Origin of the sequence: Acinetobacter sp. SWAC5, from assembly GCF_003419885.1 — a bacterium.
GTDB lineage: Bacteria > Pseudomonadota > Gammaproteobacteria > Pseudomonadales > Moraxellaceae > Acinetobacter > Acinetobacter cumulans.
Window position 1 is genome coordinate 1 of record NZ_QUWR01000041.1, and the last position, 12,228, is coordinate 12,228.

The 12,228-nt window shown below is 37.2% G+C and carries 8 protein-coding genes; 1 reads left to right on the plus strand and 7 read right to left on the minus strand.

Going from position 1 to position 12,228, the window contains the following annotated elements; translation table 11 throughout:
* Nucleotides 1–391: 391 nt before the first annotated feature.
* Nucleotides 392–610 carry a hypothetical protein gene (locus tag DYI81_RS17025; protein ID WP_228260134.1) on the minus strand — a complete coding sequence of 73 codons (219 nt, stop codon included), beginning with the start codon at nt 608–610 and terminating at the stop codon, nt 392–394.
* 52 nt (nt 611–662) lie between these two features.
* On the opposite strand from DYI81_RS17025, the gene DYI81_RS17030 reads away from it, so the two are divergent.
* Nucleotides 663–1,373 (plus strand): hypothetical protein, encoded by a 711-nt coding sequence (locus DYI81_RS17030; RefSeq protein WP_117008154.1) that lies wholly within the window; start codon nt 663–665, stop codon nt 1,371–1,373.
* A 99-nt stretch (nt 1,374–1,472) separates the two neighbouring features.
* Here DYI81_RS17030 and DYI81_RS17035 read toward each other — a convergent pair whose 3' ends face one another.
* Genes DYI81_RS17035 through DYI81_RS17060 form a run of 6 tightly spaced genes read right to left on the minus strand, consistent with a single transcriptional unit; the run spans nt 1,473 to nt 11,495 of the window.
* Complete coding sequence (locus DYI81_RS17035; protein ID WP_107010029.1) at nt 1,473–4,676, minus strand: DEAD/DEAH box helicase family protein; 3,204 nt, start codon at nt 4,674–4,676, stop codon at nt 1,473–1,475.
* A gap of 13 nt (nt 4,677–4,689) precedes the next feature.
* Nucleotides 4,690–6,651 (minus strand): site-specific DNA-methyltransferase, encoded by a 1,962-nt coding sequence (locus DYI81_RS17040; protein WP_107010030.1) that lies wholly within the window; start codon nt 6,649–6,651, stop codon nt 4,690–4,692.
* A gap of 56 nt (nt 6,652–6,707) precedes the next feature.
* Nucleotides 6,708–7,316 (minus strand): hypothetical protein, encoded by a 609-nt coding sequence (locus DYI81_RS17045; protein WP_228199087.1) that lies wholly within the window; start codon nt 7,314–7,316, stop codon nt 6,708–6,710.
* On the minus strand, nt 7,297–7,497 hold the full coding sequence (locus DYI81_RS17050) for a hypothetical protein (RefSeq protein ID WP_107010032.1): 201 nt from the start codon (nt 7,495–7,497) through the stop codon (nt 7,297–7,299). The genes DYI81_RS17045 and DYI81_RS17050 overlap by 20 nt, the downstream gene beginning before the upstream one ends.
* Before the next feature lie 30 nt (nt 7,498–7,527).
* On the minus strand, nt 7,528–8,217 hold the full coding sequence (locus DYI81_RS17055) for a DUF4391 domain-containing protein (protein ID WP_107010033.1): 690 nt from the start codon (nt 8,215–8,217) through the stop codon (nt 7,528–7,530).
* Between the two features lie 2 nt (nt 8,218–8,219).
* A complete protein-coding gene (locus tag DYI81_RS17060) occupies nt 8,220–11,495 on the minus strand; it encodes a helicase-related protein (RefSeq protein WP_107010034.1) in 3,276 nt (1,091 codons plus the stop codon).
* Nucleotides 11,496–12,228: the final 733 nt, after the last annotated feature.

Sequence of the window (12,228 nt, forward strand, 5' to 3'; positions counted from 1 at the left end):
ATAAATCCACATTACAGTTCTAAACTCAATGGATTTTTCAGTTTAGAAAAATAGCGGTTTTTTACAATATAGTTGTAAACCTAGCCTTTCCAAATTGGTAAAACTTCTTCAAAGGAAACTAGATAGATGGTTTGGAAGATGAACTCGTTTCATTATGGTTGGTATTTTCACCGTTACCCAATCTTTTTGTTTCTGTAACTGCTTGAGATTTTATAAAAATTACAATACCTAAAACAATAATACCAACCACAAGAACTATTAATAGAATTTTATTCTTTTTCATAAGATTTTATAAAAACTGCCCAAATTTAAAATTGCAATCTTTTGCAGATGTGTATTGAGAAACAGCTCACCCATTATCTAGGGTTTCATAGTGTGTACCGGATACATTCTAAAATCTTTTATCACTTTTAGGATCAACAAACCCTGCTCTAACACGATACCCACTTGGGTTACTTGAATTATCTGTTCGTTGGTTGCCATTAGTAGCTTTTTGATCTGTTTTTGCATATAGATTTTTATGTACACCTGTTAAAGCATCATAAGAAATAGATTCGTTATACCAACCATATCCAAAACTTGGAATATATGCTTCTGTAAAATTTGACATTTTTTTTAATCTCTCTTTGTTTACAACTATATTGTTAAAGTTTAGGACTTTAATGTCCAGTTTACGTTTGTGTTGTCAAATCACATATAAAGATAAGATCCGAGATATTAATGTTCTTCGAGCTAATAAAGGATTAAAACCTGTCAGAAAAGCAAATACAGCTGGCAGTATTTATGCTCGTTGGTATCTTGTTTATCAGGATCTTTTAATCATCATTGAGTGCCAAGTGGCTTTAAATAAAAAAGGCCCAGGTCTACCAGCTGGTATGCGTGACCTATTGTTGTACCATCTAGCAAACGCTTTAAGTTGGTTTACTATTTCAGATGCACTAGAAAATGAAGTCGCTGAGTGTGCAAGAAAATTTACTCCAAGCTTGTCACATCAAGAAGCTCTTTCTTATTGTTCAAGTGTAATCAACCGAGCCAAAAAGACCCAAATTGAAGGTAAAGAACATCGTTATCGCTACAGACGAGAAACGATTTATCGTGAGTTAGAGGATCTTATTCCTGAAGAAGTCTTACCACGCTTAAGGGCTATTATTCCAAATGAATTGGCAAGAGAAAGGAAGTTGGAAAGAACCTTGGAATCAAGACGAGAAAAAGGGATAGCTGAACGGGCCATCTATCGTGAAAGTCTTCAGACCAATAAATCTAAAGCGATTGAATTAAAAGCCCAAGGTTTAAAATATAAGGAAATTGCATTAGAACTAAATCTATCCATTGATACTATTAAAGGGTATTTCAGGAAAGGTGTATTGGTATGATGTCTTGTATAGTGGGGGCAGCCTTTTGTTATGCTTGGTACAGGTCTTCATAAGATGGTGAAACTCATATAAGTTTCACCATCTGTTTACAGTTAATATTTATTTAACTAATTCCATCAGAGTACCAAAACTATCAATCACCGAATAATGAACTACATCCTCCAATGATTGATTTTCTTGATTTAAAGTAGCGAAGAACTTTTTAGCACTGTCAATTTTACGTTTCTCTTTTTCCCTTAGGTCACTGTCTAGCATTGAGCCTTTAGTTTCTGCAACGAAATAGATTTGGCGTACTTTATCCTTATTGAAAGCAATTGCCCAGTCAGGGTTATAGCTACCAAAAGGCGTAGGGATCTGGAAACGATCAGGAAGTTTAGCGTAGACGACCACCTCATCTGCACCATCCAGCTCCTCAACAAATTTACGCTCATTATCAGAGTCGGTGACTACGTAATCCCAGATATGGCGCTCTGCCTTATACGACTGTAATGGAATATTCTCATTACTCACAAAGATTTCATTGTCAGGATAAGTACTATCTAAAGGATTATATTTCAGTCCTTGAATGACCATTTTAGCCTGCTGCTCGTTAATGATACGACTCATTTCACGAATGAAAGCTTCTGGATTCAACTTAAACTGTGCAAATACCGCAGCGTTAATTCCCTGTAAGATACGGGCAACCGTTTTACGAGTGAGATTGGTATCATCGGCAATATTGCCAATTAGGTCATAGGTCACTTGAGACTGAATAGAAATATTCGCAACCTCAGTTTTTGAAGTCACCTTCCCAAACATTTCTTTGGCTTTGACTTGCTCATAGGTGGATTCATCATTCTGCGTTGCTTCAGCAAGTTTATAACTCAGCGTTTCCACAAATTTGTTGTTACGCTCTTTAGCCGTACGTTCAACAGCACTAATGCTTTGCTCAATGAGTTTTTCAGAATCTAAATGAATTTGATAAACGGCTTTACGGTTAATACGAGACCATAAAGCCTGAAACTCTTTACGTTCTAAATTGGCTTGGTTGATCGTATTGGTTAGCTTCTTATTGCCATTATCAGCCATACCCTCCAAAGCTTTAGGATCAAACAGTCCATCAATCAGCTTGTGAATTTGCTCAGTATATGAAACCAAGTTTTCAGGCAATTCAGCCAGCGTACCTTGCTCTTTCGCTTCGTGATATTTTGGCGTTAACTGATCATTGTCATCAATATAATCGTGCTTAGACAGATGCTTATTGATTTGCTTTGCCATCAATTCAGTGACTTCAACACTAGAACCATCTGATAACTTAAAGATTTTCCCTTTAAAGTAATCAGGGGTCGCTTGTGTCGGGCGATTCTGAATCGTATTCAGAATTTCTGATTGTAGATTCGACACAAACTCTTTGTAACTTTCATTGGTCACAACTGTGAGATTATTCAGTTTGTGAATTTCTCCTAATGCCCCTTGGAAATGGTTGGCATCCATACGTTCGCCAAATTTATTCACTGCAAGGCGCATACCACGGCCAACTTCTTGGCGACGGGAAATCACGTTATCTGAATGCTTTAAAGTACAGATCACAAACACGTTCGGGTTATCCCAACCTTCCCGTAAGGCTGAGTGAGAGAAGATAAAACGAACATTCTTTTTTTGTTTATCCAGTTCAGAATCAAGTGGGTCTGGAAAAGCTAAAAGTGATTCTTTGTCTTTAAGAATTAGATCATAAGCATCTATATCATTCGAAACCTGAGCTTCTTCAGCTTTCTTATCAATTGCTGGATTGGTAAGACGTTTTGATTTCTTATCAATTGAGAAATAACCGTGGTGAGTACGGTCTACCTCAATTGCTTTCAGATAGTCAAAATATGGGTCATTTTCTAAGTTTAGATCCAGAACTTCATTGAGTACCTGTTGATACTGTTCTTTGAAAATTTGAACATATTCGCCATCTACAGAATTATTATCCTCATCATATTGACGATATTTTGCCACTTCATCAATGAAGAAAAGACTCAGGACTTTAATACCCTGATTGTATAACTGACGTTCTTTTTGAATATGTGCACGAATAGTTTCACGGATCTGAATGGTTCGCATGATCTTTTCATCAACATGCCCCAATGCTTCACCCACATGAATTTTTGTGCCATTCAAGAAAGTCATAGAGTTATCACGTGCATCAATGTCTGAGACGACATAACGGTCATTGTATTGTTCAGCTTTATTGGAAATATCGTAAAGGTTATCGCCTTTACTAACCTTTCTGACTTCACGTTTAAAACCATTCTTGGTTTCTATCTCAATTTCCAAGCGAGCGACAGGTGCAGATTTAGATACAATGATGTCTTGTAAGTATAAATAACCATGTGTACCTGTTAAGCCTTGTACTTCCACACCTTTTACAGTGATTTTTTTCACAAGTTTTTGGTTATAGGCATCCAAAGCATCCAACCTATACACAAGGTTATAATTTCGCTTATGTGTCGCGGAATATCGCAGAATAAACAATGGGTTGAAGTTAGATAAAGACTCTAGGGTTTTATCCGCGCCCATCTTTTGCGGTTCATCTAAAATCAAAATTGGACGGTTACGACTAATCACATCAATTGGACGACGCGATTGGAATTCATCTAGTTCATCATAAATACGACGGTTATCTTTACCTGTCGCATTAAAGGCTTGAACGTTAATCACCATGACGTTGATCCCACCATTCGAGCTAAAGCTTTCCAAATGGTGTAATGCTTTGGAATCATAGATAAAGAAACGGGCCTTTTTGCCGTATTGCTCTTGAAAGTGATCAGCCATCATATTCAGACTTTTGTAAACGCCCTCACGAATGGCAATGCTTGGTACGACCACAATAAATTTCGACCAACCATACTGCTTATGCAGTTCAAACATGGTACGAATATAACAGTAGGTTTTACCTGTACCTGTTTCCATTTCAATATCAAGGTTTAATGGACTTTTGGTCAGGTTCTTGCCTTTGCCATTATCATCCGTGATGAGTTGAGATGATCTTTGTAATCCACTTGCCGCTTGTACGTCCTGAATGTTTTTCAGTACAGCTTGCAGATCATAAATATGTGCATTCTCAAAACCAACATCTGCAACAACTTTTTTAGCCTTACCACCTTGTAAATCTAAGGTTTCTTCAAGCATATCAACCTGTGCCGTTGCTTTTTTAGCTTTAGCTGCACCTTGGTCAATCATATAACGATGACCTTCAGAACGTGGTTGTCCTTTAAAGCAATCCACAATCGCTTGTACAGAGTCTTTTTGATAACCAAGGGTTTTAAAACGGATTTCCATTATTTAAACCCTCTTAAAGAAACTTGACTTCGGTATCAGGAGAGAGCTGTTTAAAGCGTTCTTTGATATTGGTTTTATCATGGTCCAGATGAATGGCTTTTTCTGCTGATACGAAGCGTAAAGGATGATCTTTGGCAACTTCATCAACAACATCGAAAGTCAAATCATCAAAACATGCGACAAGGCTATTGCCTGCAACGTAAAACACTTCTTTTCCTGCAACAGTTTTACGTTCAATTGGCAAAGAAAGTTCAAGTCCCCAATCAAGCATGACTTGGAACAATAAGTCTTCAGAACTACGATCTGCTTTAATATGGTCAGCTAAATCTAAAATATCAGCTTGTTTTAAAGCATCAGGAGTGTAATAGACATCCTTCATATTGGTTGAGTCGATTTTTAGAACTCGGAAACCAATATCTAAATTTTCGATACCTTCTTTATCTGCATTTTCTCCCAAAATTTTTTTACCTGCGCGTCGGATACGATCTTTTGAAATTTCAGCAATGGTTTTATAACCTGATTTATAAGCTTCGGATTTTTCATCTGTTTGCTCAGGTAACTGCACCATAATGAACTTTCGGTTTCCATGATCTTCAGCATTTAGCTTCAAAATAGCATGAGCCGTTGTTGATGAACCGGCAAAAAAATCTAAAATTATGTCCCCTTTTTCTAACTTCATTAATTCAACTAAATATTTTATATATTCAGTTGGTTTAGCGAAATTAAAATGTAAATCTAATGCCTGAATTTCTTTAGATGAATGTCTATTTTCGAATCCTAAAATTAAATCACTCGGTACTTGTCCACTTTCCTCTCTATCATTTAGCCAAATTTTTGTATAAATATTCCATTTGCTTTGGTTACCGAATTGATCCACGAGAGGGCTATTTTTAGTTTCTTTAAACAGCACATTATCTTTCAAAAGCTCTTCTTGAAATTTTGGTTTAGTCCATCTCCAACGACCATCTCCTGTTCGCATTATTTCATCTTGTATTTCACAAGGTGGAAGAACTTTTGTCCCATCTGGACAATCAATAAAATATTTTTGATTAGGACGTAAATCTTTCAATGATGCTTGATACAGCCCCATAGCTCTGTAATATTGCCCTTTTCTTTCACCTTCAGCAGTTTCAATTTGATTGTAGATTTTTTCTTTTAATTCTGTGCTTAAAGGCACAGAGAAACCATTTTTCATCAATGTTAAATCTTTAGAATATATTAATAAATATTCCACATTGGGACTAAAGAAGGTTCCTGTATTACCTCCTGTTTTAGCTTGCCTAACACATATCGAAATTCTATTTTGGCGTCCAAAAATCTCATCGCTGATTTTAACTAAATTAGATAGTTCATCTGGCCCAATACTTATAAATATTGCACCAATATCCGAAAGTAAATTTCTAGCTAATTTTAAACGGCTATATATCATACTTAACCAATCAGAATGAAAACGCCCATTGCTTTCAGTATTCGCAATTAAGCGATTTCCTTCTTCATCGACTTGATTGGAACGTTCAAAAAATACATTGGTACTTTCAGCAAAATTATCTTCATAAATAAAGTCATTACCCGTGTTGTACGGTGGATCAATGTAGATCATTTTGACCTTGCCCAAGTAATTTTCTTGCAGAAGTTTCAATGCTTCGAGGTTATCACCTTCGATAAACAAGTTTTCTGTCTTATCAAAATTGACGCTTTCATCACGACATGGACGCAAAGTTTTAGCAATCGGGGCATTAGCCGTTAAAATAGCTTCTTTTTTACCCACCCAATCAAGACGATAGCGTTCTTGCTCACCTTCAACCAAAATTTGTGAAAGTTCTTGTTTAAGCAAGTCAAAATCAACAGCTTTTTTCAGTTCACCATTTTCATCTTTGGTTTCGGTAATACAGTTTGGGAATAGTGCTGCAATCTTTTCGATGTTGCTATCGACTAGGTTAGGGCTGTGCATCTTTAGGTGGTCAGAAATGGACATAACTTACTATTCCAAATATTTGAAGGATATAAAAAAAATAAAGGGAGTGAAAATATTTATGTATTTGGATCTTGCATTTTTCTAGGGATAAAAATGCCTTTAATACAATCTGGATTAATAATAGCTATTTGAATATGATTATATTGCTTAAAACCTGCATTGGAATAAAGTTCTTTCCCTTCCCAAAATGCAGCTCGTACAGAATCATACTGTATTCCCATCTCTTTTGCAGTTTCAAGAGCGTATCGAATAACAGCACAATCTAATTCCCGTTTCTTAAAATCTATATCTTGTTCAGTCCAGGGTTTATTTTCTGGTAGCGGCTCATTTTCTAATTCAAGATCGGCAATCATATCTTCATACTGAGCCGCTAAAAAGTCCAAACAATCCTGTTGCAATAGATCGAAACAATTGCCTAAATCTATAGCAGCTCCAATTACAAAAGGCGCTTTTACACTAGTATTTGCTCTCTGGCTTTGACTTTCTGCCCATTTTTGAGCTCTTGCAGGGTTATTTTCCCAAAAATAGACACCATGACCAAGCCAATCATAGTTGTTTTTGCTTGGTCTAATTTCCTCAATACCTGATACAATTTTACGACCAATTTCCTCATCTAATCCATGGAATCCAAAGACAAAAGAAGTCTTATTTGTGTACATATCCATTTACAACCGTTTGAGCATTTCGAGCTTTACTCGCTGCTACTGTTTCCTCAGAAAAAAACTCTGCTTTGTAGCAACCATTAGCATCTAGAATATTCGCACGTTGCAGAAAAGCTCGGCGCTGTTCTGGAGTGCGTTTTTTTGCATTTTCACGGCTACGCTTAATCATTTCTTGCACATTCATGATAAATCTCCTACCAAATGCCTTTTTTTATTATAACATATTATTATTACGCAGCTTATCTAACTGAGCACCAAGCAATCTAATTTGATTATTTAGCTCAACTTTACGATTAAACTGTTTTTCAGTTCTCAACTTGGATTTCAGCTTATCAAGCTGCTTTTGCAAGCTTTCAAGTTGTTGAGCTCTTTGCAATTTAAGTTCAATAGAAACGGATTCATCATCGTCTCCTGAATCTTCGCTTAATGCAATCGGCAATATCTGTGCGATGAAATGTTCATATAGATCAGCCAGTTTTAAGTAAAGCGGCAATTCAATACGATCATGATCTTCTAGCCACTCCGAAGCATAATATTGACCTATCACCGCTTTAGTTTTATTTGCTTGATTCAAACGCTTATAGCTTGCAACAACTTTCACTTTATCTTGATAAACAACTTCAAAAATAATTGGAGTGAGAATGAGTTTATCAATGAAAGATAGAATTGACACATCTAAATCTTTAACCCGACTTTTTACTCGAAAGATTTGAATTTCCTTCAAATCTTCCTGATCTTGGAGGTGAATTGTAGATGAAGCCAACTTGTACGCCCACCGTATATTTTCTACTTGATTAACAAATAGCTGTTCGATCTTGGTATTGGCTTTTCCTTGCTCATAAAACTTATTTTTCGGAATTAACCGATCCACTTTAGCCTGCTGCGGAAACTTGTATAACTTCATGCTTAAGGTTCTTCAATCACAATAAAGCTAATCAGCTCAAAGTCGTTTAATCCAGAAACCACATCTACCAACGCTGATGTAGTCAAGCCTGAAAACAAGCTATCAATATCCTTTTCCGCTTTTACGTCCTGAATGGTATGAATCACAATATCCAACAATTCTGAATACTGGCTCATATCTCGTCCATCATTGGTTTTCTCATTAAACTTTTCATATGCTTCAGGAATCGGATGATCTTTTCCTCGACATGCTTTACGCGCTACATCCAATAAATATTTGGCTTGGGTGTAGTCATAAACGACTTCACCGCCTTGATTAATATAAACTAAGTAATATGGATATAGGCGGTTGCTTTGGCTGTTAGGCGACTCAGGATGACGTGCTCTTAGGGTGAAAATTACTCCTGCATTTAAACCGAGTTCTGGCTGTGCAGGTACAACAGTATGTAGTCCATTCGGTAATCGCTCCAATTCAGGATGTTCTTCCATATAACCAAGCAAATCCATACGGAAGTCATTCAAACCTAAATCAGTAATCGAAACACCTGTGTTGGCATCTTCCAAGTCTAAAACTTCAGTTTGTAGCTTCTGTAATTGTTCACGACGATAGGCAATATCATTAGCTTGGGCACTGAGGACGTTATCATCTCCAGTACTGGTCATGTCGACGATCACCATGCGATTCTCGACCCGTTCACGCAAGTTAATATATTCATCCAGACTAATATCAGGCCAGTAATTAACGAGCTGAATGACGCTGTTTGATGAGCCAATACGATCCACACGACCAAAGCGTTGAATGATGCGTACAGGATTCCAGTGAATATCGAAATTAATTAGATAATCACAGTCCTGTAAGTTTTGACCTTCAGAAATACAGTCCGTCGCAATGAGCACATCAATTTCTCTGGACTCTTCAGGGAATATGTCTGGTTTTTGCTTTGATTGTGGAGAGAATAGAGTGAGCAAGCCCTGCATATCATAACTTTGACGGCTTCCCACTCTGGTCTTGATCGTTGAAGTATTATCACTGCCGATCACTTTGGCACTGTGCAGACCATAGCTTTGCAGCAAAATCGGTGCGATATGCTCATAGATATAATTCGCTGTATCCGCAAATGCAGTAAATATGATGACTTTACGGTTACTGGCATTAATTGGGTTCTGAATTTTCTCAACAACATGCGCTTTAAGATGCTGTAGTTTGGCATCCTTTTCAGCGTTAATTGGCTGAATCATTCGCAGTAAACCGAGAATAATGTGGTAGTCACCGTCTAGATCCGTTTTCCAGCTCAATAGATCCATATCGGCCAAATGAATTTTGAGCTTATTACCGATGAGATCTTCAGTATTGAGTAACTCGCCATTTTCATCTTCATCGTAGCCAAAGTCTGGTGAAATACTAACTTCATCATCCGCTTGACGTGCTTCAAAGTCGGCAATTTTAGCAAGTACATTCTCAATATTTTTCTTTAACACATTCAGCGTCAGCCTAAAAGCGTGAACAGAACTTTCTAAGCGTTTCAGTAAGTTAACGGTCATCAACGCCTGTAAGCTTTTTTCACGGTCTACCTGTCTTAACTTACCTTTGCCTTCTACACGAGTATCAAAAATCTCTTCATATTTTCTTAAGGCACTTGGAAAGATATAACTGACTGGTGCATAAACTGACATCTTGATTAAAGAAAGATCTGCATAAATTTGATTCAGAGAAACACTATCCTGATCGGTTGATAATGCACAACGGAATGAAATTGGCTTGAGTCGTTGAGGGAACTGTCCAATATCTTTGGTGTCATAGAAAGTTTGAATGTGCTTTCTTGAACGAGCAATCGTCACGCTATCTAACAGCTTAAAGAAATCGAAATCTAGAAGGTTAAGAATTGCTTGAGTTGTCCGTTGGGCAGGATCTAGTTTTGCCCAGGCATTAAAGCTGGCCTGTGCTCTACGGAATATGGTTTCGATATCACGTTCAGTATCGAGCTTATTTTCCAATAAAGCTGCATTGCCTTCATAAGCAAGGGCGAGCTGATTCTTGAGGTCAGTAAAGTGATTATTTACTGGTGTAGCAGACAACATCAGTACTTTGGTTTTCACGCCTTGACGAATCACTTGATTCATTAAGCGGTCATAACGTGTTTCACGATCCTTGAACGTGCCACGGTTGCGGAAGTTATGCGATTCATCAATCACAACCAAATCGTAGTTGCCCCAATTGATTTTCGCTAAATCTATACCTAGGGTTTCACCACCTTTACGAGAGAGGTCCGTGTGATACAGCACATCGTAGCTAAAACGGTCTTTAGCAAAAATGTTCGTGACTAGGTTGGCGTTATAATTCGTCCAGTTTGCTCCCAATTTCTTAGGACATAAAACCAGAACGCTCTTATTGCGTAATTCATAGTATTTGATTACGGCCAATGCAGTGAAGGTCTTACCTAACCCCACACTATCCGCCAAGATACAGCCATTATAGGTTTCTAGTTTATTGATGATGCCTACTGCTGCATCTTTTTGGAAATTGAACAGCTTATTCCATACTAAGGTATCTTGATAACCTGTGAGATCATTCGGCATGACATCTGCATTGATATCTTCCAAGAAGTCTTTGAAGATATTGTAAAGCATTAAGAAATAAATACGTTCAGGTGGATTTTCCTGATAGACAGACTCAATGTGTCGAATAATTTCACTGGTGACATCTTCAACTTTTGAGGTGTCATTCCAAATTTGATTGAATAGCTGAATATAGGTTTGCACCATTGGTTGCTCATCAAAGCAGTTCACCATATTGGAAATCGCATTGCCTCTTTCAAAACCTAATCCCATAGGGGTAAACCCTTGAATAGGCATATAGGTTAAAGATTGCTCTGGTTTTTGAATACTTATGAATTCCTGCATAGGTGCATTGCTATTATTTGACTTGAATATGGCTTTTCGTCGTATCCAATCTGCACATTCTTTAGCAATTGCTTTTTGTGATAACTGATTTTTTAAGTGAATTTCAAATTCTGTTCCATACAGGCTGCTTTCACGGTCTTGTTTAGGAATAACAAACTCACGTTTTTCCTTTTTTAGCTTATCTGTGACGTTATCAGCGACAAAGGTTGGAGATGTAAAAACAAATTGCAGCTCTTCGATCTTTTCTAATTCTTTTTTTAAAGCAGCATAGGCATAGATTGAAAAGTATGAAGCGGCAATCTTTAATCTGGATTTGCTACTGAGATTTTCCCCTATATCTGAACCTAAAGTATTGTTGAGGTTATCAATGAGTTTCATAAGAGATTAGGGGTGAAATATAAAAAGATGAGAAATTATAACAGTATAACAACCCTATACATGCCTCAAATCCAAAGTAAAGTTAGCCCATTTAAAAAGTGTATAGGTGTGATGCCTTGTATAGTGGCGTTAGCCAGCCGTTCCTTTTGCCTGGTACACATGCTTAACCTGGGCCATAGGTTCTCTTCAGATCCTCAGTGATCTTCATTTGAATGAAACCTAAGTTATTACGCCAAAGATTAAAACTATACGCGTACAGCCTTCAGATCCGCAGTAAAGCATTCAATCTAAAAAAGTGTATAGGTGTGATGCCTTGTATAGTGGCGTTAGCCAGCCGTTCCTTTTGCCTGGTACACATGCTTAACCTGGGCCATAGGTTCTCTTCAGATCCTCAGTGATCTTCATTTGAATGAAACCTAAGTTACTACGCCAAAGATTAAAACTATACGCGTACAGCCTTCAGATCCGCAGTAAAGCATTCAATCTAAAAAAGTGTATAGGTGTGATGCCTTGTATAGTGGCGTTAGCCAGCCGTTCCTGTCTTTTTACATTAATGTCTTAAACTGGCAAAATGTAAAATCAACAACTTACATCAAATCTAATTGCATAAATCCACATTACAGTTCTAAACTCAATGGATTTTTCAGTTTAGAAAAATAGCGGTTTTTTACAATATAGTTGTAAACCTAGCCTTTCCAAATTGGTAAAACTTCTTCAAAGGAAACTAGATAGA

Bases quoted from the DNA above. Each gene is read 5' to 3' on its own strand.
- DYI81_RS17030 (WP_117008154.1), top strand. From the start codon at position 663: ATGTCCAGTTTACGTTTGTGTTGTCAAATCACATATAAAGATAAGATC.
- DYI81_RS17055 (WP_107010033.1), bottom strand. From the start codon at position 8,217: ATGAAGTTATACAAGTTTCCGCAGCAGGCTAAAGTGGATCGGTTAATT.
- DYI81_RS17045 (WP_228199087.1), bottom strand. From the start codon at position 7,316: ATGGATATGTACACAAATAAGACTTCTTTTGTCTTTGGATTCCATGGA.
- DYI81_RS17025 (WP_228260134.1), bottom strand. From the start codon at position 610: ATGTCAAATTTTACAGAAGCATATATTCCAAGTTTTGGATATGGTTGG.
- DYI81_RS17060 (WP_107010034.1), bottom strand. From the start codon at position 11,495: ATGAAACTCATTGATAACCTCAACAATACTTTAGGTTCAGATATAGGG.
- DYI81_RS17035 (WP_107010029.1), bottom strand. From the start codon at position 4,676: ATGGAAATCCGTTTTAAAACCCTTGGTTATCAAAAAGACTCTGTACAA.
- DYI81_RS17040 (WP_107010030.1), bottom strand. From the start codon at position 6,651: ATGTCCATTTCTGACCACCTAAAGATGCACAGCCCTAACCTAGTCGAT.
- DYI81_RS17050 (WP_107010032.1), bottom strand. From the start codon at position 7,497: ATGAATGTGCAAGAAATGATTAAGCGTAGCCGTGAAAATGCAAAAAAA.